This is a genomic window from Acidithiobacillus concretivorus (assembly GCF_018853445.1).
Lineage (GTDB): Bacteria > Pseudomonadota > Gammaproteobacteria > Acidithiobacillales > Acidithiobacillaceae > Acidithiobacillus > Acidithiobacillus concretivorus.
The window spans coordinates 1-22,053 of sequence record NZ_JABELD010000008.1 but is presented as its reverse complement, the minus strand read 5'-3'; the positions used below and the strand labels follow the sequence as shown (position 1 = coordinate 22,053).

Here is a 22,053-nt window from a genome sequence, read left to right as displayed (position 1 = left end):
CGCATCTTCCTCTATCCTTTAACGCCCAACGCACAGCAAAAGCTGCGGCAAAGCACCTAAAAGCCAATCGAAAATTTGTCCCGAGAGATCGGAGAGGCCGACAAACTTCATATTGAGAATTGCTGGGTAGAAGGCGTTTCCAATCTGAGTGGTGGCATCAGCACTGGCAGCACCGCAACCGGACTCTGGAAAGGTGGACTAGCCCTGCATACTGGTAAGGCTGGTTGGTGGCAGGGCGGTCTTTTTGTGGTGGAAGGACTTGCCGCCGATAGCGGCACTCCGGACAGTCTTTACGTGGGCGATCTGCAAGGCGTTTCCAATCTCACCACGCCTTATCAACATATAGCCAACCTCTATAAAGCGTATTATCGACAAAACCTCGGGGACTGTACTGTGCGCCTGGGCTTGATAAACCCCAATGATTACTTCAATGTCACTGGTGTAGCGGGCGAACTGTTCAATGCCTCTTATGGTATTTACCCCACCATTACAGCCAACATCCCTTTCACGCCCACTTATCCCTATTCCAGTCTCGGAGCCATGGCTTCAGCGAGTTGGGGAAATACCACGGTGATGGCCGGCGCATTTGCTGCGGATGGCGTCCATCCCTTCCGTGCTCCCTGGGGCAGTGACGGAATGATTTATTATGGTGAAGTCGACCAAAGCATTCCCATCGGCCCTGGCACGGCGATGCTCAAGGCCGGCGGATATTATAATCACATCTACGGACCTTATCTCACGCAAAATATTGGTATCGGCACTTCCACCAGTCAGGGCGGTTTTTACGGTACCGCCGAGTATCGTTGGAAAGTCGATCAGATGAACTGGGGGGTCTTCCTGCAAGGTGGCGGAGCCCCCAATGCCGCAGCCGTTTCACCGGTAAATGCCTATGTGGGCGCAGGATTGCGGCTACGACATTTCATTCCCGATTCACCCGGCTCAACCCTCAGTCTGGGCATGGCCCGCGCCTGGCAACGCCAATACGGTTCGAATACGGGAGCTGCAGAAACCAGTTTGGAAGTGAACTTCAAACAGCCTGTTTTCAAGGATTTTTATATCCAACCCGACCTGCAATATATCGTCAACCCCGGTGCCAATGGGCCTGGAAACACCATCCCCAATGCTTTCGTCGCCATTATCCGACTAGGTTGGCACTATCATTTGAATGGTTAAATCAGATTTGGGGCGCAATTTCGCGCCCTTTACAAAATTAAACGCGAATTGTTATCATAAACATAATCACATAAGGATTATCATGAAGCTATTGATCAAGACGGTCACCTGGTCCGCGCTGTTGCTAACGACCTGCACTTTTACCAGCCTGGCTCTGGCTGCTCCTGCCGCACAATCTATCCCCGAAACTGCGCATGAGCGGCCCGTCCCTTTAATCATTTACGCGGCTATTGGCTACGACAAAGCCATGGGCGCGGCTTTTCAACAGGCGACTGGAATACCCACGGAAGTTCAGGAAATCCGCACAGGTGAACTATTAGCCCGGGTCGAGGCTGAAAAGCAGAACCCACAATGGGGACTAGTCTGGTTTGATGGCGCACTGGCCATGCAGGAACTGGCTGATCAACACCTGCTGTTATCCTATGCACCAAAAATAAACTGGTCGAAATATGGCACAGAAATGCAACCAGAAAACCATGATTACGTCACAACCGCAGCGACTTTTGCCGACGTCATCACCGTCAACAGTAACACTCTGCCCGAGAATCAGTGGCCAAAAACCTGGGATGATTTGCTGAATCCGCGTTATAAAGTGGGCATGGACAACCCGGCCATTTCCGGAGAAACCTCCACTTTTGTGATGGGTCAGATAGCCGCTCGTGGGGAATCCGCCGCCTACCACTATTTCCTGAATCTCAAGAAAAATGGTCTGAAAATTTATAACGTGAATCCCATTACCGACCGAGCGCTGCAATATGGAGAAATCAATGTTGCGCTGGTGCAAAGCTCATCGGCATTGGGGCATGCAGCATCCGGACTCCCGTTCCATGTCATTTATGCCAGCCCGTCATCATTGGTTCCCAGAGTTATTGGCATCTCTGCCCAGGCAAATCCTGAAGTCCAGGCCGAGGCCAAACGCTTCATCCGGTTTGTGCTGTCACCGGAAGGACAACATGTTGTGCATACCGGTGCACCCAAAGGTGATTCCAATGTTTTCCCGGTATTGGCCGGTGAAAAAGCCCGCAAGGGCGTTCCAACTCTGGAAGAAATCGCCGCACAAGGGGTGAAAATCCAGTACCTGAACCCCATCCAGTGGGCTCCCCGCAACGCCAGCATCAAGAACTGGTTCACCACGAATATTACCCGTTAGATTGCGCGTGTCCACCGACCTTCCGCTTCACAACACCGCCACCAGCAACGTGCTCGCCAGACGGCCATGGCGTTTTTTAAGGTGGAGAAAGCGCCTGGTCTTTTTGCCCATTTTACTGGTCGGGATAGTTCTGGTTCTCTATCCCGTACTCAGCTTTCTCGCCCTGGCTTTTTGGCCCGACTTATTTCATCAAGGAACCGGCGGATTTTCGCTGCATAGTTTTATGCAGGCATTTACTGGCTATGATTTCCAGGCGCTGTGCAATTCGCTTTGGGTGGGCCTGAGTGTCTCCCTGCTCGCAACCAGCATGGGCATCTGGTTGGCATGGATCAGCACCCGCACCCAATTATTTGGACGTCGCGCCATTGCCATCGCTATCTGGGGTGTTTTGCTTTTACCCAGCTATTTTTCGGCGCTAGGCTGGCAGATGCTGCTCAGCCCCGGAGGTCTTCTGCCTCAAGGTTTTCTGGCGCATTGGATTCTCGGCCCGCTGGGTGTAGTCCTCGTGCTGAGTTTGAAACAAGTGCTTTTGGCCTACCTACCCATGCTGGCTGCATGGCGTATGTTACCGGCCCAACTGGATGAAGCCGCCAGAGTATTTGAATTACCCAGACATATTCGTATCTGGCTCATACTCCGGGCATTATCTCCGGGCATTATTGGCGCACTGACCCTTACCTATGCCAATGCCCTACAGGATTTCGGGGTCGCCGCAACACTGGCTGCCGGAGTCAACATGCCTCTTGCAACGTATGCCATTTTTCAATCGGTCAGCACCCAGCCCATTTATTTTTCTGTAGGTGCGGCACAAAGCTGGTTATTATTATGCCTTCTTCTCCCGGCACTTTGGTTGCAGGCCCATATCAGTCGTCGCGCCCGGCGTTACACGGTTTTTTCGGGGCGGGCAAACCGCGCGGCGCTGAAAAAATTGCGTTTCTGGAGCGCCAGTGCCCATTCGGCAGGCGTATCGCTATTTTTTTTCCTGGCATTGGGCGTGCCCCTCCTGGCCGCTCTGGTAACTTCCCTGCAAAAAAATCCTGACGCAGGATTTATTGCGCGCAATATGAGCCTGAGCCGCTACGCTCATCTACTCTTCAGTCCTAACTTGTGGGGTCCATTACGCTACTCTATCAGCATGGGGTCACTGGGCGGATTTTTTGCCGTGAGTATCGGCCTTGCGGTGGCCCTGCTGGTTCTTGAAGGTAGATTTTCCGGACGTATCTGGGATGCCCTGCTCCTGATGATTCTGGCTTTGCCCTCAGTCGTACTGGGATCCGGATACATTTTTGCCTATAACCAACCTTGGCTACCCCTTTATGGAGGGTCTTTGCTCCTGGGCATGGCCTATGTCGCCATTACCATGCCCTACGGAGTGCGCATGTTACTGGGACCCGTGGGTCTGTTACATCATAGTTTGGGAGAGGCAGCGCGTATCCATGGACTCGGCCGATTTCAGGTATGGCAACACATTCGTCTTCCCTTGTTGGCCTGGCCCCTGATATTTACTTTCTTGTTGCTGGCCGTGGAAGCCATTTTTGAATTGCCTGCCACGGAATTGCTCTATCCTGCCAACGTCACCCCGATACCAGTGGCCATCATGCAGGCGGCTACTGCGGGTGACTTCGGCATGGAGGCCACTTTGCAGATATTATCCATCATCGTGGTTGGCACTCTGTTCATCCTTTTATATCTTCTGGCACGACGATTTCTTCCCCAGTCATGGCAAAGTCTGCAAAAGGAATCCCATTGAGCGCGTCCATTCTCCGCCTGGAACAGGTCAGCAAAACCTATCCTCAGCGAGCGCAAGCGGCTGTAGATCATGTCAATCTTGACGTCCAGGCCCAGGAAATTGTCGCTCTTCTGGGGCCTTCCGGCTCCGGCAAGACCACACTCCTGCGCATGATTGCCGGTCTGGAGTGTGCCGATCAGGGCCGTATCTGGATCAACGAACAGATGGTCGACAGCCCCGCTCACAAAGTCTGGGTGGCGGCCGAAAAAAGGGACCTGGGAATGGTCTTCCAGGATTATGCGCTTTGGCCTCATCTCAGCGCGTTGGAAAATGTGGCTCTGGTTCTACGCCATCGCAAATGGAAAAACTGGCGTTCCCAGGCCCAGGAAATGCTAGCCAGGGTTGGCCTGCAAGAGGTAGCTGAACAGTATCCATACCAACTTTCGGGAGGGCAGCAACAACGCGTTGCCCTGGCTAGAGCTTTGGCCTCTCAACCGCAGCTCCTGCTTTTTGATGAACCCTTATCCAATATTGACGCGGTCATGCGTGAAGAACTTCGAGGCCTGATTGCACGCGTAGTGCGCGAGGCAGGTTTAAGCGCGGTCTATGTCACGCACGACCAGTCCGAAGCGTTTTTTATTGCCGACCGTGTTGCCATACTCCATCGTGGGAACATCCTGCAGCTTGCCACACCAGAAACCTGCTACGAAAAATCTGCCACTCCAGAGGTTGCCCGCTTTACAGGGGCCCAAGGCCCCTACGCCATCAAGCTTCATAACAAAGGAATTTGCTGGGGTGAACAGCTAGTTTTAATGCAGGATCACAACTGGGAGGCGGGAACAGCACAACTTTTTCTGCGTCCCGATGCTTTGCAACTTTCCGAAGATGCCCGCCCAGACTGCATTCCGGCCACTGTCCAGTTATGTGGCTACCTGGGTGGAATCTGGTGCATTGAGGCCAAAATAGGTGATGAAGTCACGCAGTTCTATCATCCTGTAAATCTCCCTATTGGAGCATCCATTCATCTGGATATAGACTGGACCCGTGCCCTGATTTATCCAGACCGAAAATAGTCCGCCACCCCAAAACACCAATTGGCATTTTAATGTTTCGTCAATGCATTTGCTTCTTTTCTGGCCTCGGCACGCGCAGCGCGCATGAACAATGCAGCCGCCAAACCAAAAAAAGCAAAGGCGATCACCCCTGTCACTATGATTCCTGCGGCGGTTTGACTATCCGAAAAATAATGCATACTGCTTGCCATCGCGTGCATGCTCATTGAATGCATATCCATTGATCAATCTCCTGTTTCGATTCACTCGCCAGCAATTCTATTCCTTGCAAGACCAGGAACAAAATAAAAATTCAATCAGTACATTACGATTTTAATTATAGCCTATCATTATTACTAGCTGTAATATTAATTGAAGCATTGCGCCGTTACCCAGTTGTTGTTAATGATTATCGTTTGCATGTATAATATACTCAGTTCATCAACCAATTGAATCATAGTGAGGACTTGAATATGTATATTGATGCGCGACTGGAACAAACACCCCCTACCTTGTGGCTACGCAATCAAACCGGTGAAGCAAGAATAGTTTTCAATGAAGAACAAATTACTCAACTCATGGAATCTGGCTATATCTCGCCCTGCGATTTATGCTGCAGAAAACCGGAGTTGGAAAATCAGCAAATCAATGAATTACTGATAGGTGCGGTCACCCTTTTTCCGGGTCAGTTTTCAGAATGCATGCATGTGGGAAATTGTCCATTTATGGGACCATCCTGTTCCGACAAGGAAAATCCACGATAAAACCCGACATACGCGTACCATAAAAAAGGTAGCCTCATGGAGGCTACCAATCGCCATACTCTGGCGCGTCGTGAAGAAGAAGTCGTTTTCCTGAGTCAGGATTCCAGTAATTTCTGACCGATATATTGACCTTTGGCTATGCCTCCGGGGCAGGCAAAAAGCCCACGCCCATGCACCATAATGAACTGACTGATCATGGCATCAATACGGTCCATACGCGCATACATGGGGATAAAAGAGTTGCGTGGATCTTGTTGATAACTGATAAAATCCAGTCCACCGTCGTAGAACATACCCTGGTGCCAAGGGGGCCAGCGTTCCGCTTCGTAAGACACACCATGACAGTAGTTATAACTCCGCCGCAGAATGTGTACGCCCTGATTTTCATCAGGACTGCCGAGCCGCGCATGCGCGTTGAAGGGAATCACCAACTCACCATCGGCATTTTTTGCCTTGAAATCCATGGGGGTCAGGTGACCATCCGCCTGATACTGGAATTTTTCGCCAAGGGGTGCACTGGAGACTTTGTGACGGCCAATGGCTTTCTCCTGAAAATTCACCGGCATCTGATCCCAATGGCGGAGATCCATCTGCATGCGCTGGAACATTTGATAGCTCCCGTTGCGCATCCAATCCGGACTTTCATCCCCGACCCAAACCCATTGGTTCTGTAGCTCCGAGGTGCGCGGATTGACAATCCCATCGTTAAAACCCAGAAGATCACGCGTAATTCCCCCATGGTCGCGATCTTCGCCTGCTGTCAGATAACCGGGCAGAAAGCCACTAGCCATCCAGCGGAAGTCCACCAGACCTTTGGATAGTGCCACCAGTTCACGGATGGCATTGAAAGCCACTTGAGGATCATCAGATTGCGCCTGCACGGATAACGCTCCGCCAAACCAACCTTTCTTGATCTGATCACCCGGAAATTTGGGCGTATCCACCAATGCGACTGGTCGCTGAGACGCCAAGCCAAAACGATCTTTGCCATCCTGTTGAAAAAACTCCGGACCAAATCCAAAAGTCAGCGTCAAGCGCGCCGGATGCAAGCCCAGCAATTCCTCGGTATTAACATCGGCTACACCCGGTGAGCCGGGTTGAGCTACCGCAAACTGACCCCGCGTCAACCGCTCAGCGGCATGGGTCCAGTCTTGAAACAACTGGACCAATTCCTGACGAGTTGTGGCGTGTACATCCAGAGCGGCAAAATAACTAAAACCCTGCTGCAAACCCGGGGTGATGATGCCTCCCTGCCACTGGCCATAAAATGGCACCATTTTGTCATCCAGAGGCGGCGCACGCTTGATACGGACTTCTGCTTCTGCCTGTGCGGCCTTCAGCAGGCCAAGCCCCCCAATAGCGGCAGTGCCGCCCAGGGTGCCGGAAGTCAACAGGAAGCGTCGCCGACTTTCGTCGATTTTTGGCTTCTTGCTCATTTTTCAACGGCCTCCATGAGGGTGTTATTGTCATCCCGGACAAAGTAAATCCCATTTCCTTCGGGATTCAGGGCGATACCAAACAGATCACCACTCCCCGGAGGCTGCTGAGCAGGATCCTTATCCGCCCAGTAAGTGCCCAACTGCTTGCCGGTTTGGCTGTCAATTTCCACCAGCTGCCCGTTTTGGGCGTTGGCGACTACCAAATTTCCGTTTTTCGTTTTCAACATACCCAAAGGCGCTTTGAGAAAACCATTCTTAGTCAGCACGTTACCCGTACCAGCGCTGGTGCCACGGGTCAGCGCATCGGGAATGACATTAATACTGTTATTTAATTCGTTAGCCACATACAAGTCACCATTTTTTCCCAATGCCAAGCCTACTGGACCGATAACAAAGGCACTGTTCGATGAACGCGCTGGGAACCAACTACCCACATCGGTAATATTCACCAACTCTGGGGGGGCATTATGTGGCATCTTGAGTGTCACCCGAGCTACTGTTGCCTTTTTCAGGATCGTTTTTGGAGAACTACCCTTCAGACCAAAGCCAATATTGCTGATGAAAAGATGTGCCGTATCTCCTTGATCTGATACTGCCATTCTGCCCCATGGGCCATTGATTTTGGGATCCACGATAGTTTTTACCCATAGTCCTTCAGGATTAGCGACCAACAGGCAGCCTTGACCTAAAGTTTTGGTGGTTCCATCGGTGGAAGGCATGGAGCCAACCACGACATAGCCCGATTTCAGAATGGTCATGGCGGCGGTGAGACCGATACCGCCGGGACATTTGTCCTGGGTATTATCAAAGCGCGCGAAAACCCGGGTTTTCTGGGTTTTCGGATCGAACTGCATGATCGTTGTCCCTGTACCCTGGAAATTTTTGGAATTATTGAAATTGTCAAAAAGTACATCGCCGTTGTGAATCTTTCCGGCATTGACCGTAGAAACCACCAGGGAATAGGGATTTTCATCTCCAGAATCCAACCCCTTGAAAGGTACTGAAGACGCCAAATACTCGTTTCCTTTGAGCTTTGACAATAAATCGGCGTGCGCCAGCAGCGGCGTTGCCGCACCCGCAGCCAAAACAACAACCACAAACAAGCGAATTCTTTTGTAGCGATTATTAAACATAAAATTTCTCCGTTGATATACAATTAAAATCAGTCTAATTCCTGTTTCAGTTAATCGATAAAAACTCCTTCCTGTCGCTTCCGCATTGCACTAATGGGGCACTCCACACAGGGGGCTTACATAAACTCGATGCGCCTGACGAAGGCTGATAACACCCTGGCTTCCATAATAGGTTTCGAAATGCACACCCCGATAATCGGCAATGGGAAGAATGCGCAGGGTTTGCCCCCAACGGATACCAATGCCAGCCATTTTTTCGGCGAAGCCCGGACCACCTCGCAAATGTACGATCTTTAACCAAACCAATTCATCGGCAACACTCAGCCTTTGCGGTGCCCCCCGAAATTCGAGCAACGCAGCGCGCCGGGTGTTCATCACCATCAATGTCATAAGGCCCATAAAAAATAGTCCCTGTTCAGGAATGCAACATCACGGACTGGCTGTATTCCTGGCTGGCCTTATCCACAGCCGAACAAAAAAAGCAGATGCGAGAGGGTTTATTGTCGCCTTCCCGACAACGGCCACTTTCTGCACAGCCGGTTTCCATCGCCAACAACTGCCCATTTTTGGTGAGTTTAGCCAGCAATGCAGACATGTACTCCGCATCAGCAGCATGTAAATCCATCAACGATTCCAGGGTAATGCCCGGATATTGGCGCACATGGGCAAGTACTTCTTTCAGCATATTCGTCTCCTTGAAAGCCTTATGGACAAAACAGCACAACCACTGATTGTTAATGTAAACGATTATCATTTGCGTAGTCAACACCAATAATATTCATTCCCTCTGCAAATAGAACCAAGCCGGCTGTTGGCCCGGAGGCTTGCCGCGACTTTGGCAACAAAAATGACGCTTTGCGTTCTCCTCACTTGACCTGCACAGGATTCCCATGTTGTTATGTGCAACTTAGTTGCATATTACAGCATGCCATTCCAGTGACCTTGTGAGGATTTACCATGTCTCAGCTCTCCACCACCCCCCTTCCCGTCACCGTGTTGTCGGGTTTTCTCGGCGCCGGCAAAACCACACTCCTCAACCATATCCTGCACAACCGGGAAGGTCGGCGTGTCGCAGTTATTGTCAATGACATGAGTGAAATCAATATTGATGCCGCCCTGGTCCGTGAAGGGGGTGCGCAACTATCACGCACCGAAGAAAAAGTCGTTGAAATGTCCAATGGCTGCATCTGCTGCACGCTCCGGGAAGATTTGCTTCGGGAAGTGGCCTTATTGGCAAAGGAAGGACGTTTTGACCAGTTGGTGATTGAATCTACTGGGATTTCTGAACCTCTGCCCGTCGCCGAAACCTTCACATTTGAGGACGAACAAGGCAGCTCACTGTCGCACCTGGCTCGCCTGGATACCATGGTGACGGTCGTGGATGCCTATAACTTCCTCCGGGAATATGCTGACGCCCAATTATTGCGCGAACGCGGAGAGTCACTTGGCGCAGAAGATGAACGCACCATTACCGACCTCCTGATTGAGCAGATTGAATTCTGCAATGTGCTGGTGCTGAACAAGGTGGATCTCATCAGCCCGGAAGAACAGCAGAGCTTGATGGCTATTTTGAAGGCGCTGAATCCTCGCGCGCGCATTGAAATTTCCGAGTTTGGTCGGGTTCCTGTCAATCGCGTACTGCAAACCGGTCTTTTTGACTTTGAAGAAGCCAGTCAGGCCCCCGGATGGTTGATGGAAATGCGCGGGGAACATATTCCGGAAAGTACGGAATATGGGATTGGCAGTTTTCATTTTGCCGCTCGCCGCCCTTTTCATCCTCAGCGCTTCTGGGACTTGATGCATCACAATTGGGACAGTGTATTACGCAGCAAAGGATTTTTCTGGTTAGCGAGCCGGCCGGAGGTCGCAGGGCTCTGGTCTCAGGCCGGGGGAATTTTCCGACATCAGGCAGCCGGACAATGGTGGGCCGCCACACCCAAAAAATACTGGCCAAATGATTCGGAAGAACGCCAAGGCATCGAGAAACATTTTCAGGGAGAATGGGGCGACCGCCGCCAGGAACTGGTTTTTATCGGACAAAACATGGATGAAAACAATATCCGTCAATCTCTGACCGATTGTTTGCTCACCGATGCAGAGTGGCAGCAGGGTCCGTCAGTATGGAATGGATTTGTTGACCCATTTCCGGAATGGTAAAACTTGCGCCTGGGCAAGCATATGCCCAGACGATGATGTCTTATGCCTCTCCACCACCCAAAGGACCCGAGGCCATTTGCATAAAGTTGGGTAAACCCATTTTGTCGATCAGATCAATGTGGGTTTCCAGCCAGTCAATATGCTCTTCGGTCTGTTCCTGAATTTCGACGAGAATCTCGCGCGAGACGTAGTCCTTGACCGATTCGCAATAATGGATGGCCTCGACATAATGGGCGCGGCCGGCTTCTTCCAGTTTTAAGTCACACGCCAGGCATTCAGCCACATTTTCACCGATGAGTAATTTATTCAGGTCCTGCAGATTGGGTAGGCCGTCCAGAAACAAAATACGCTCAATCAGTTTATCGGCATGCTGCATTTCTTCAATGGATTCCGCATATTCATGCTTACCCAAAGCAAAAAGTCCCCAGTTTTTGTACATGCGGGCATGAAGAAAATATTGATTAATCGCCGTTAGCTCAATGGCCAGTGCTTTGTTCAACAACTGGATAACTTTTTTATCTCCTTTCATGACGCGCTCCTGGTTGAATAGTTAATTTAATAGATTGGGAAAATGAGTGATTAGACAGACTGCTTGAGTATAGACCGGGAATGCTGATGCATGGGATATTGCATGGCTCTGGAATGCTGCATTTCCTGATCCAGAACCGCTTTGGCACAAGTCGCACAACGCCCGCACTGGGAAGCCACACCTAACCGTTGGCGTAGATCGCGCATGAAACAGGCCCCTTCACATACTGCCTGATGAATGTCTTTTTCGGTGACAGCATTACATAGACATATATACATTTTTAGCCTCATTAAAAGCTCTTGCACAGCATTCAAACGCAAATGATAATGCGTGTCAACAACATTATCTATAAAAAATGGCCGTTGGGTCTGCAGGCTTTTTGCTCCAACGTCCCTTGCCTGTTGTTCTAAGGCTCATCCTGCTGTCAGGAGAGAACTCGCCCTGCGGGCTCAAACAGCTCTCCTGACGGGCGCAGGATTTCACCAAGAACAACCACGGCGCGGGCCAAAGTCGCTGCAAAGCCTGCAGACCCAACGGCCATTTTTAGGTTCAACAGTCATTTTCTTTCTCCATCGGATGGCTTGGGAGTAAGATGTCTGGATTCTTTCATTCACAGCGAGACCCAACCCCATGAGCCAAGCCCCCCATTCCACCCTGAATGCCGAAACTCTGTGCCAGATCAGCGAGGACATTTTGCTTCTCGCCCGCAAACAGGGGGCAACTGCCGCTGAAGCGGCAGCCAGTACGGGTAAGGGGCTTTCTGTGACGGTCCGCCTCGGCGAAGTGGAATCCATTGAGTACAATCAAGACAAAGGCATGGGCGTGACGGTCTACCTGGGGCAGTCCAAAGGTAGCGCCTCCACCTCAGACTTTTCCCGCAAGGCCATTGCCGAAACCGTGGAAGCCGCGCTCACCATTGCCCGTCACACCTCCGCAGATCCCTTTTCGGGCCTGGCTGATCCGGAGCTTTTCGCCCGCGAGTTCCCCGATCTGGATCTTTATCATCCCTGGTCAATAGACGCCGATACGGCCGCTGAACTGGCACGCCGTTGCGAGGCGGCGGCTCGGGATAGCGATCCACGTATTCACAATTCTGAGGGCGGAAGCCTGGGCACCAGCGAAGGCCTTTCTGTTTACGCCAACAGTCTGGGTTTTGTGGGGAAAAGACAATCGTCCCAGCATAGCCTGTCCTGCTCAGTCATTGCCGAAGACCTGAAAGGCGGCATGCAAAGGGACTACTGGTATGATGTAGCCCGTAATGCCAGCGCATTGGCCAGCCCGGAAAGTATTGGCAAAATAGCCGCTGAACGGGCGGTGCGGCGTCTGGATGCGCGTAAGCTACCCACGACCAGGGCGCCGGTTATTTTTGAAAATCAGGTGGCTTCCAGCATTCTTGGACACCTGGCCAGTGCCATCAGTGGTGGCAGCCTGTATCGTAAAAGTTCTTTTTTGGTAGATAGCCTGGGCAAAACCCTGTTTCCAGAACACGTTCGCATTTATGAAGAACCCTTGCGCCTCAGGGGGCTGGGCAGTGCCAGCTTTGACTCGGAAGGCGTAGCTACCCGCAATCGCGACATTATTTCCGAAGGCGTTCTGCAGGGATATATTCTCGACAGTTACAGTGGCCGCAAGTTGCAGATGCCGACCACCGGAAATGCAGGAGGTGTCCACAATCTGACCCTGGAGCCAGGCAGCCGATCGCTGCAGGAAATGATCCGGGAAATGGGACGCGGTTTACTGGTCACCGAACTGATCGGTTTTGGGATCAACATGGTCACCGGCGACTATTCACGCGGTGCCGCCGGCTTTTGGATCGAAAATGGCGAGATTCAATATCCGGTTGAGGAGATCACCATTGCAGGTAGCCTGCAAGCCATGTTCCAAGGCATGCAAATGATCGGTAACGATCTGCTTATCCATGGTAACACCGGCTGCTCTTCCGTTCTCATTGACGAGATGATGATTGCCGGCGAGTAAGTCCTATGGCTAAAAGCATGAGCAAAGCACTCAGTAGCAGGTAGGGCAGACTCCCCCAACGACCATAGGGAGTCTTTCCGGCCATAGGCTGCACCGAGCCATTCAGGGTGCCCACCACGAATTGCGGAAGCTGGGTGCGAATTTCGCCCTGGGGAGAAATCAGCGTGGTTATACCGGTGTTGGTATCGCGCACATCCGGTTTCTGCTCCTGACGGGACTGCATGGCCGCCATCTGCATACTCTGGGCGGCAGCAATACTATGCCCATACCAGGCATAATCACTGATGTTGAGCAAAAAGGTCGCCCCTTCATTGACCCCCTTGCGGACATCACGGGAAAAAGACTCTTCATAACAAATGGTCATGCCAGCCTTTTGGCCATCTACGGGCAGGACATAAGGGCCATGCCCAAAAGAAAAGCTCCCCAGTCCTGGTAAAAAGTGGTGGACCAAAGGCCCCAGCAGGTGCGGTAAGGGAATATATTCACCAAAAGGCACCAGATGTTCTTTCTGATACCATCGCAGGGGGGCGTTCCCGTCAATTTCCATGGCAGCGTTGTAGTATTTGCCATCTGCCGCTTCGGGAATGCCGATAATCAGAATCTTGTGATTCCGCGCCGACCATTCTTGTAACTGACCAATCAGTTGAGGAATTTCTGTCTGAAAAATGGGAAAGGCGGTTTCCGGCAAAACCACCAGCTGGCTATTATTGGGGGTCTGCAAAATCAGTTGTACGTAATGGTGCAGTATCTGGCTGATGGCTGCAGTATTCCATTTTTCGGTGATGGGAATATTACCCTGCACCAAGCTGACTCGGAGCTTGTGCCCGACGGGATGGGTGAAGCTGACTGACCCTGCCGCCAGAGCCACGCCGGAAAGCACCAACAAGGCGGAAACACCGCCAAGCAGTGCCCGTCTGGATTGGGATTCGCGCAACATCCATAACAAAATCGTGGCAAAACCGGCGGTGGCGAGTCCGACTCCATACTGTCCCAGCCAGGCGGAGAAACCACCCAGGAAAACATGGGTCTGCGTATATCCTGTAGCCAGCCAGGGGAAGCCCGTGAAGAACCGGGCTCGACACCATTCCGCAAATATCCACAACACCGGCAAAGCGACCAGACGCGCATTTCCCTGAAAAAAACGGGTAGCCAGCCCCAGGGCCAAAGCCGGATAAATAGCGCAATAAGCCGCCAGCAGCGCCACCGCCCCGCCCGCAAGTAGCCAGTCCATATGGGCAAAATTGTGCAGGGTGATGGAAATCCAGCTGACTCCACTACAAAACGCCCCGAAACCAAAAGCGTACCCCAAAGCGGCAGCCCGCCGGGGACGTTCAGCTGTGGTAGCCAACCAGAACAGCGCAAATAGCAGAATGATGGCAAGAAACCAGGCATTAAAAGGTGCAAAAGCCAAAGGCCAGAGCACACCCAAAATTAATGCGGCCAGAAGCCGCAAAGGAAACGCCCATGTTTTGATGGAATCTTGAATCATGCACTATCCTGATCGGGCAATTCGGGCAGCGCTGCACTGCGCGGAGGAGACACCCGGACAATTTGTACCCGGCGTCGATCGGCCCTTAACACTTCCAGTCGCAAATTATCCTCCTCAATCACTTCGCCCACCCTCGGCACATGCCCGAGCCGCGTAGCCACCCAACCACCCAACGTGTCCGCGTGTCCATCGGCCAGACGCGCCGCAAAATGTTCATTGAAATCCTCCAGCGGAATCAGCGCATTCACCAGAAAGTCACCATCTTCCCGAGAGGCTATCATGACATCTTCGTCAATGTCATATTCGTCTTCAATTTCTCCGACGATAATTTCCAACACATCCTCGATGGTAATGAGGCCGGCCACCCCACCATATTCATCAACCACTACCGCCATGTGGTGACGCCCGGTGCGAAACTCATAGAGCAGGTGATCCAGATGTTTGCTTTCGGGAATAAACGTCGACGGTCGCAACAACTCTCCCAAGCGTGGCATGGACATGCCCGAACGACAGGCCTGAAGTAAATCCTTAGCCAGCAGGATACCGCGCACGTCGTCGCGATCCTCTCCCACCACCGGAAAACGCGAGTGCCCGACTTCCGAAACTCTGGCGATGATTTCCGGTAATGGCATATCCATTTCAATCACTTCCATCTGGGCGCGGGGAATCATCACGTCACGGACGGTCAATTCACCCATCCGAAAAATTCCATCCACCATACGTGCCGCTTCGGCATCAATCACCTGCCGCTCGCCAGCTTCCCGGACCAGATCCAGCAAACTGTCCTGATCTTCCACATTACCGCGCAAGGACTGGGTAAAACGCGCCCACCAACTCCTGGGGCGCTCCTGCGTACTTCGATCTTCACTCATGTATTTGGTTCAGGTAGGGGTCGGCCACACCCATTTCAGCCAGTAATCGGGTTTCCAGTTGTTCCATGATCTGCGCTTCGTGGTCTTCCATATGGTCATAGCCCAACAAATGCAGGGTACTGTGAATCAGCAAGTGGCGATAATGATTCAACAAAGTTTTTCCTTGCTCGGCCGCTTCCTGAAGCACCACGGCCGGGGCAATCACAATATCTCCCAACAGGTCGCGGCGGAACACTGGAGGCAGGGGATCCTGGGGGAAAGACAGACAATTGGTCGGTTTTTTCTGCTGCCGATAGTGGGTATTCAATTGAGTGATTTCCGCATTACTCACAAAGGCGAGAGATATTTCGGCCATGCGTCCTGCGTCCGGTGATCGTGGGGTCGCAACCGTCAGCGCCTGTAGAATGGCGCTCCTGGCCTTGTTGCGGGAAGGGATAGCAGCTAAATCCACGGAATCATCCACGGATAGGCGCAGGTAAAGCCCGCTCATGGTTTCTCCCCAAAGCGATCATAAGCCTGGATGATGCGGGCCACGAGCGGATGCCGGACCACATCGGCACTTTCAAAAAAGACCATTTCTACTCCCGGCATGGCGTCCAGCACATCCAGCACCTGGACCAGACCGGAAAGCTGACCGCGCGGAAGGTCAATCTGAGTGACGTCGCCAGTGACGACCACTTTTGCGCCGAAACCCATACGCGTCAAAAACATTTTCATCTGCTCCGGAGTCGTATTCTGGGCCTCGTCGAGAATGATAAAGGCATCGTTGAGCGTCCGGCCGCGCATGTAAGCCAGCGGTGCCACTTCAATAATTTGCCGCTCAATGAGTTTCGCCACCTTCTCGTAGCCAATCATTTCATGCAGTGCGTCGTAGAGGGGGCGCAAATAGGGATCCACTTTTTCACTCAAAGACCCGGGCAGGAAACCCAGCCGTTCACCGGCTTCAACAGCGGGACGCACCAACACCAGGCGGCGCACCTGATTGCGTTCGATTTGCTCCACGGCCGCTGCAACGGCCAGATAGGTTTTTCCCGTACCGGCGGGACCGATACCAAAAGTCAGGTCATTATGCCGGATGGAATCCAGATAGCGGCGTTGACGCAACCCTCGACCGCGAATGGTCCCTTTGAGTGTTTGCACCCCCGGGGATTCCGACGCTTCCTGCGTTTCAGCTTCGGCTTCCACCTGAACACGCTGAATACATTGATGCACCCAGTGACTGGAGAGCTTCCGGCCCTGAACTACCTGAGCATAAAGTTCAGCCAAAACCGTTTTTGCCGCCAGCACCGCCGCTTGTGGGCCGGTAATATGGAAACGTTCCCCACGCGGGAGAATGACAACGCCCAGCCGGGATTCCAGTTGCCTTAGATGGCTGTCCAGTTCGCCAGCCATTTCCGACAAGTCAGCGGCGCTGGCCTGCTCAGCGATAAAATCACCATGACTGACGGTAGGATTCTTACTGGGAGGCTCCATGGGATTATACGGCAAGACGATGTGCCGCAGGATTGGACTGCGTTAGACGACCACGCAGACTATTGGGCAAGGCGGCTGTAATTTCTATATCCATCATTTGCCCTGCCCAGTCAGGGTTGCCGGGCAGATTAACCGAGCGGTTGCAGGCGGTTTTCCCGGTCACTTCACGCGGATCACGGCGCGAAGGGCCGGTAATCAATACCGCCTGACGTGTCCCTACCAGACTCTGGGCGTATGCTTGGGCCAACCCGGTGATACGTCCCTGCAAAATGGCAAGACGGGCATCTTTTTCCTCTTCAGGGACACTGTCCTTGAGTTTCAGGGCAGGAGTATTAGGCCGCTGACTGTATTTGAAGGAGTAAGACTGGTCGAAACGCACGGTCTCAATCAAGTCCATGGTGGCCGCAAAATCGGCCTCGGTTTCACCCGGAAATCCAACGATGAAATCCGATGAAATTTGGATGCCCGGGCGCGCCGCCCGCAGGCGAGCAATTTTTTCCAGATATTGCTCGACACTATGCTTGCGGTGCATACGCCGCAAAATCCGGTCTGAGCCACTCTGCACCGGCAAATGCAAATGCGGAGCCAGTTTTTCGATAGAACCATGAGCGGCAATCAGTTCGTCATCCAGATTACTGGGATGAGAAGTGGTATAGCGCAAACGCAGCAATCCCGGTATATGGGAAAGCCTTTCCAGCAATTCGGCAAGGCCACCTTCGCCAATCAAGCCCGTCGCGCCGCGATACGCGTTGACGTTTTGCCCCAACAAAGTGATTTCACGCACCCCCTGATCGACTAGACTGCGTGCCTCACGGATAATATCGGGCATGGGACGACTGTATTCACGTCCCCGGGTATGGGGCACCACACAAAAAGTACAAAACTTGTCGCAGCCTTCCTGAATGGTCAGAAAAGCCGTGGCACCATCACGACCGGGACGCTGGGGCAGGCGGTCAAATTTTTCGAGAACCGGAAAATCCACATCTACCTGGGGATGACGTTCAGCCACACAGGCATCCAGCAGATCAGGCAAACGGTGCAGGGTCTGAGGACCAAACACCAGATCGACGTAAGGGGCACGACGACGTAATTTTGCGCCTTCCTGACTGGCTACACAGCCTCCCACGCCAATAATCACTTCCGGGCGCTTTTCCTTGAATGGACGCCAGAATCCCAATTGGGTGAACACTTTATCTTCTGCTTTTTCACGAATGGAACAGGTGTTGAGCAAAAGCACATCAGCCTGCTGGGGTTCTTCTACTAATTTCAGTCCATGACTCTGCGCCAGCAGATCCGCCATGCGCTCGGAGTCATATTCATTCATCTGACAACCGTAGGTTTTAATAAACAGATTTTGCAATGCAGTTCCGGAAAAAGCGGCCTCATCACGATGATAGGGCCAGCAACCCGGATTGACAAGGGCCCCGTTTCACTCAGTTTCGCTCTGCATGCTGCCCATGCTAGAGTATTGACCGTTCATATGGGTTCTGCGCAAATCCGTGCATTGCCCTTTATCCGGTGGAGAAAATCCATGTCCAGATCTTCCGGGCCGGTATCCCAGGCTTGGCACTTTACCCGCGAGTTTTTACGCGACCCCCAAGCCATTGGCGCGGTACTACCCAGCTCTCCTTTTCTCGCCAGACGCATGGCCGCCATGGTCCCGGACGGACCGGGGCTGGTGATTGAACTCGGACCCGGCATGGGGCCGGTCACCAAGGCCCTGCTCGCCCGGGGTATAGAGGCCAGTGATCTGGTGTTGGTGGAACAGGCGCCGACGATGGTCCGCCACCTGCGCCACCAGTTTCCGCAACTGGAAGTCATTGAAGGCGATGCTGCCCGACTCCAGGAAATGATTGCCCATCGTGGCAAGGTCCGGGCTATTGTTTCCAGCCTGCCGCTCCGCACCATTCCCCAGGAAATCGTCGCCCGTATTTTTCAGCAACTGCCGGCCGTCAGCCAGCAGGGCACGGTATTTATTCAGTTCACCTATCATTTCCGCAGTTCCTGCCAGGGCTTGCCCAACGAGTTTCGGCGCGGCCGCCCCGCCATGGTGCTGCGCAATTTACCTCCCGCCCGCATTGATCAGTTTATTTTTCACGGTAAAGGATTGGTCTGATTTGCCCCGAATCATGGCTTACAAAACCGCAGCACTGGATCATGCGCCAAGCCATTTATGGCCCTGGTTGGCGCTTCCGGCATCGCTGACTGCAGCACTGCAGCGCGCCTATGGTCATACCCATCGGGTTACTGCGCTGGTTATAGGTAGTGGCCGCCGGAATCCAACTTATAGTGAACAGCAGCTTTTGCATTTAAAGCGGGGCGAGCGAATTTTCTGGCGGGAAGTCCTTCTCCACGCTGGTGATCCGGATCGGCCCGCCATATGGGCTATGACCACCATACCGCTTTGCGGGCTGCGCCATGGTTTGCTGCCCTTGGCGCGCCATGGTTCCCGTCCCATCGGCAACACGCTGTTTCGGCATCGCCGCCTGCGCCGCTCCCCCATCACCATGGAGGCCTTGCCGCGCTTCGGCCAACGCGCCTGGCGACGACGCTCCATTTTACGCCGAGGGCATACTGAAGTGTTGGTGGAAGAACATTTCCTGCCGGACTTACCCCCTTGGGCGGGTCGAGGTCGGCGCTGATGAATGATCCAATCTCGTTTCATCAGCGTTTTTCCGCCTATCTGGCACTGATGCGCATGGACCGCCCCATTGGTACGCTGTTATTGCTCTGGCCAACTTATTGGGGACTCTGGCTGGCAGCCAAAGGGACGCCCTCGCTGCGCCTGTTTGTGATTTTTACCCTGGGAACCTGGCTGATGCGCTCGGCTGGCTGCGTCATCAATGATTATTTTGATCGGGACTTTGATAAACAAGTAGCGCGCACCCGGCACCGGCCACTAGCGGCAGGACTCATCAGTCCCGCCGCAGCTTTACGTCTCTTTGTGCTGCTCTGCCTGCTAGCGGCAGCCCTATTGCCTTTTTTGAATCTGCTCAGTCTGGCTTTGGCCGGTGGCGCAGTATTCATTACCATTACTTATCCCCTGTTCAAACGCTTCACCCATCTTCCCCAGGCTTACCTGGGCATTGCCTTTTCTTTTGGTATTCCCATGGCTTTTGCAGCAACACGAGGAACGGTTCCGGCTATTGCCTGGTGGCTGATGCTCGCCAATGCCTGCTGGGTGGTCGCCTATGATACGGCCTATGCCATGGCGGATCGTCCTGATGATTTGAAGGCTGGCATCAAATCTACGGCCATTTTGTTTGGCCGCTGGGATCGTCATATCATCGCCGGTCTGCAACTGGTGATGTTAGGCATATTTGTCGGCATTGGTATCAGCACCCAAATGCACTGGCCCTTTTGGTTTGCCTTGCTCGTGGCGCTGGTTCTCGGCGCTTACGAACAAGGGTTGCTGGACGGTGATAGAGATCAGGCTTTTCGCGCTTTTCTGCACAACAACTGGATTGGGCTGGTTCTGTTTTGGGGAATAGTGGCCGGTTTGGCGCCATCAGCAAGCTTACTCATACCTGGGGCTTGGGGCTAAAACGGAGAATCTTGTGCGTTTTTGAAAAACTTATACACAGTTTACTCATAAACCGAAAAAAGCCAGGCTAGCACTGTTAAGTTGTTGTTGAAAATTATCATGTCGTTGTTTTTATTTATTATTTATCCTTGCCACTTTTTTGGGCAAGCCAGCTAAGGTCTTGAAGCACTAGGCATATGCGTGTTTTCCTGAGGTCCATGCACAGACTTATCCACAGAACTTGTGGGCAACTTTAATGCCCGCTGAGACTGCCTGCCTGCAAGTGGCTGTTTTGGGTCACCTGCCCCGGACATTTTCCTATGCTCTGCCGGAAAACATGGAACGCCTGCCTCTCGGCGTACGCCTGCGTGTCCCTTTTGGTCAAAAAAGCCGTATTGGTATTCTGGTGGGATATGACCACTGCCCACCGGAAATCACCCTGAAACCCATTGAGGCTGTTCTTGATGCGCAGCCGCTGCTTTCGGAATCCTTGCAGCAGCTTCTGAATTTTGGTGCGCATTATTACCAGCATCCCCTGGGCGATGTCTGGGCTGCCGCCCTCCCGGCGCTGCTTCGTCAGGGTCGGCCTTTGCCCCAGCCTTCAGCACAGGCCTATCAACTTGTCCAGCCTGCACAAAAGCCTAATCGTCCCGGCAAGCTGCAGGAAGCCCTGATAACCCTGCTCGGTGCCTCAAACCCTACCGCCGAAACAGAAGTGCCAGCTCGCTTACGTCCTGTCCTTCGCCAGGCGCTTCAAAACGGCTGGGTGAAAGCCCTTGTCCTTCCCGCTCCCCGGGTGACCGCACAACCGCTTCCCTACCCTCTGAATGAAGAACAGCGCATTGCCATCACCCAATTACAGACTGCCCAAGGCTTTGCGTGCTGGCTGCTGGATGGTGTTACTGGAAGCGGCAAGACCGAAGTCTACTTCGAAACAATCCGTCCCCATCTGGAAGCCGGTCGGCAGGTGCTTATTCTCGTCCCGGAAATCGGTCTTACCCCACAGCTGCTGGCCCGCTGTCAGGCCCGCTTTGGCAAGGCAGCGGTCGCCGCACTGCACTCCGCGCAGACCGACACCGAACGCTTGCGCATCTGGGCTTTGGCAGCCATAGGGCATATTCAACTGCTCATCGGCACCCGTTCTACGCTATTTGTGCCCATGCCGCAGCTGGCCTGCATTGTCATTGACGAAGAACATGATCCTTCGTTCAAACAACACCGGGGCTGGCACTATTCCGCCCGAGACATGGCCATTCAGCGGGCCAAACTGGAGAATATTACAGTGATTCTCGGTTCGGCCACGCCCTCTCTGGAAAGTCTCTACAATGTCCAGCAGGGACGTTATCAAAGTCTGCAGTTACGGCAACGCGCTACCAACGCGCCCCTGCCGGGCATCACGATTATTGCCCTTCGCCGCCAATATCTTCAGGGCGGTCTCTCCAGCGATCTTCTGAATGCCTGCACAGAAACGCTCGCGGCGGGGAATCAGGTCTTGCTGTTTTTGAACCGGCGGGGTTATGCACCGGCCGTACTCTGCCATGATTGTGGCCATGTTCTGCACTGCCCACGTTGCAGCGCTGCACTTACCTGGCA

The 22,053-nt window shown here is 52.9% G+C and carries 23 protein-coding genes; 11 read left to right on the top strand and 12 right to left on the bottom strand.

The window, feature by feature from the left end:
• Positions 1-75 precede the first annotated feature (75 nt).
• The 4 genes from HJG40_RS01410 (at position 76) to HJG40_RS01395 (ending at position 5,125) form a co-directional block, all read left to right on the top strand.
• Complete coding sequence (locus HJG40_RS01410) at positions 76-1,173, top strand: carbohydrate porin (protein ID WP_215862545.1); 1,098 nt, start codon at positions 76-78, stop codon at positions 1,171-1,173.
• Between the two features lie 82 nt (positions 1,174-1,255).
• Positions 1,256-2,323 carry an ABC transporter substrate-binding protein gene (locus HJG40_RS01405; RefSeq protein WP_215862544.1) on the top strand — a complete coding sequence of 356 codons (1,068 nt, stop codon included), beginning with the start codon at positions 1,256-1,258 and terminating at the stop codon, positions 2,321-2,323.
• Positions 2,324-2,330: 7 nt separating this feature from the next.
• Entirely contained in the window at positions 2,331-4,073 is a 1,743-nt protein-coding gene (locus HJG40_RS01400; protein ID WP_215862543.1) for an ABC transporter permease, read from the top strand.
• A complete protein-coding gene (locus HJG40_RS01395) occupies positions 4,070-5,125 on the top strand; it encodes an ABC transporter ATP-binding protein (RefSeq protein WP_215862542.1) in 1,056 nt (351 codons plus the stop codon). Before HJG40_RS01400 ends, HJG40_RS01395 begins: the two co-directional genes overlap by 4 nt.
• A 29-nt stretch (positions 5,126-5,154) precedes the next feature.
• On the opposite strand, the gene HJG40_RS01390 is transcribed toward HJG40_RS01395, so the two are convergent.
• The gene (locus HJG40_RS01390) at positions 5,155-5,346 is read right to left on the bottom strand and encodes a hypothetical protein (RefSeq protein ID WP_215862541.1); all 192 of its coding nucleotides are present in this window, start codon (positions 5,344-5,346) and stop codon (positions 5,155-5,157) included.
• A gap of 231 nt (positions 5,347-5,577) precedes the next feature.
• Between HJG40_RS01390 and HJG40_RS01385 the strand changes: the two genes are divergently transcribed.
• Complete coding sequence (locus tag HJG40_RS01385) at positions 5,578-5,868, top strand: hypothetical protein (protein ID WP_215862540.1); 291 nt, start codon at positions 5,578-5,580, stop codon at positions 5,866-5,868.
• A 95-nt stretch (positions 5,869-5,963) separates the two neighbouring features.
• Here HJG40_RS01385 and HJG40_RS01380 read toward each other — a convergent pair whose 3' ends face one another.
• The 4 genes from HJG40_RS01380 to HJG40_RS01365 form a co-directional block, all read right to left on the bottom strand.
• Positions 5,964-7,304 (bottom strand): Dyp-type peroxidase, encoded by a 1,341-nt coding sequence (locus HJG40_RS01380; protein ID WP_215862539.1) that lies wholly within the window; start codon positions 7,302-7,304, stop codon positions 5,964-5,966.
• Positions 7,301-8,440 carry an NHL repeat-containing protein gene (locus HJG40_RS01375; RefSeq protein ID WP_215862538.1) on the bottom strand — a complete coding sequence of 380 codons (1,140 nt, stop codon included), beginning with the start codon at positions 8,438-8,440 and terminating at the stop codon, positions 7,301-7,303. The genes HJG40_RS01380 and HJG40_RS01375 overlap by 4 nt, the downstream gene beginning before the upstream one ends.
• Positions 8,441-8,530: 90 nt before the next feature.
• Positions 8,531-8,839 (bottom strand): hypothetical protein, encoded by a 309-nt coding sequence (locus tag HJG40_RS01370; protein ID WP_215862537.1) that lies wholly within the window; start codon positions 8,837-8,839, stop codon positions 8,531-8,533.
• 16 nt (positions 8,840-8,855) lie between these two features.
• A complete protein-coding gene (locus HJG40_RS01365; protein ID WP_215862536.1) occupies positions 8,856-9,125 on the bottom strand; it encodes a hypothetical protein in 270 nt (89 codons plus the stop codon).
• A gap of 272 nt (positions 9,126-9,397) precedes the next feature.
• Between HJG40_RS01365 and zigA the strand changes: the two genes are divergently transcribed.
• Positions 9,398-10,597, top strand: coding sequence for a zinc metallochaperone GTPase ZigA (gene zigA / locus HJG40_RS01360; RefSeq protein WP_215862535.1), 1,200 nt, complete (start codon positions 9,398-9,400; stop codon positions 10,595-10,597).
• Positions 10,598-10,637: 40 nt separating this feature from the next.
• On the opposite strand, the gene bfr is transcribed toward zigA, so the two are convergent.
• Positions 10,638-11,126 (bottom strand): bacterioferritin, encoded by a 489-nt coding sequence (gene bfr, locus HJG40_RS01355; RefSeq protein WP_215862534.1) that lies wholly within the window; start codon positions 11,124-11,126, stop codon positions 10,638-10,640.
• Positions 11,127-11,176: 50 nt separating this feature from the next.
• The gene (locus HJG40_RS01350) at positions 11,177-11,404 is read right to left on the bottom strand and encodes a bacterioferritin-associated ferredoxin (protein WP_215862533.1); all 228 of its coding nucleotides are present in this window, start codon (positions 11,402-11,404) and stop codon (positions 11,177-11,179) included.
• A gap of 352 nt (positions 11,405-11,756) precedes the next feature.
• On the opposite strand from HJG40_RS01350, the gene pmbA reads away from it, so the two are divergent.
• A complete protein-coding gene (gene pmbA / locus HJG40_RS01345) occupies positions 11,757-13,103 on the top strand; it encodes a metalloprotease PmbA (protein ID WP_215862532.1) in 1,347 nt (448 codons plus the stop codon).
• Here the strand turns inward: pmbA and lnt are convergent.
• From lnt to miaB, 5 genes are read right to left on the bottom strand one after another with little or no spacing between them, the layout of a single operon-like run.
• Positions 13,072-14,592: an apolipoprotein N-acyltransferase gene (lnt, locus tag HJG40_RS01340; RefSeq protein WP_215862531.1), complete on the bottom strand. Its 1,521-nt coding sequence runs from the start codon at positions 14,590-14,592 to the stop codon at positions 13,072-13,074. The genes pmbA and lnt overlap by 32 nt on opposite strands.
• Complete coding sequence (locus tag HJG40_RS01335; protein ID WP_215862530.1) at positions 14,589-15,464, bottom strand: CorC family transporter; 876 nt, start codon at positions 15,462-15,464, stop codon at positions 14,589-14,591. Before HJG40_RS01335 ends, lnt begins: the two co-directional genes overlap by 4 nt.
• Entirely contained in the window at positions 15,457-15,954 is a 498-nt protein-coding gene (gene ybeY, locus HJG40_RS01330; protein WP_215862529.1) for an rRNA maturation RNase YbeY, read from the bottom strand. The genes HJG40_RS01335 and ybeY overlap by 8 nt, the downstream gene beginning before the upstream one ends.
• On the bottom strand, positions 15,951-16,937 hold the full coding sequence (locus HJG40_RS01325) for a PhoH family protein (RefSeq protein ID WP_215862528.1): 987 nt from the start codon (positions 16,935-16,937) through the stop codon (positions 15,951-15,953). Before HJG40_RS01325 ends, ybeY begins: the two co-directional genes overlap by 4 nt.
• 4 nt (positions 16,938-16,941) lie before the next feature.
• Positions 16,942-18,297, bottom strand: coding sequence for a tRNA (N6-isopentenyl adenosine(37)-C2)-methylthiotransferase MiaB (miaB, locus tag HJG40_RS01320; protein ID WP_215862527.1), 1,356 nt, complete (start codon positions 18,295-18,297; stop codon positions 16,942-16,944).
• 171 nt (positions 18,298-18,468) lie between these two features.
• Between miaB and HJG40_RS01315 the strand changes: the two genes are divergently transcribed.
• From HJG40_RS01315 to priA, 4 genes are all read left to right on the top strand, one after another.
• On the top strand, positions 18,469-19,053 hold the full coding sequence (locus HJG40_RS01315; RefSeq protein WP_215862526.1) for a class I SAM-dependent methyltransferase: 585 nt from the start codon (positions 18,469-18,471) through the stop codon (positions 19,051-19,053).
• A 1-nt stretch (position 19,054) separates the two neighbouring features.
• Positions 19,055-19,579 carry a chorismate--pyruvate lyase family protein gene (locus HJG40_RS01310; RefSeq protein WP_226856803.1) on the top strand — a complete coding sequence of 175 codons (525 nt, stop codon included), beginning with the start codon at positions 19,055-19,057 and terminating at the stop codon, positions 19,577-19,579.
• Complete coding sequence (ubiA, locus tag HJG40_RS01305; protein WP_215862525.1) at positions 19,579-20,481, top strand: 4-hydroxybenzoate octaprenyltransferase; 903 nt, start codon at positions 19,579-19,581, stop codon at positions 20,479-20,481. Before HJG40_RS01310 ends, ubiA begins: the two co-directional genes overlap by 1 nt.
• Positions 20,482-20,716: 235 nt before the next feature.
• Positions 20,717-22,053: replication restart helicase PriA (gene priA, locus HJG40_RS01300; RefSeq protein ID WP_215862524.1), on the top strand; the 1,337-nt coding region annotated here is incomplete at its 3' end.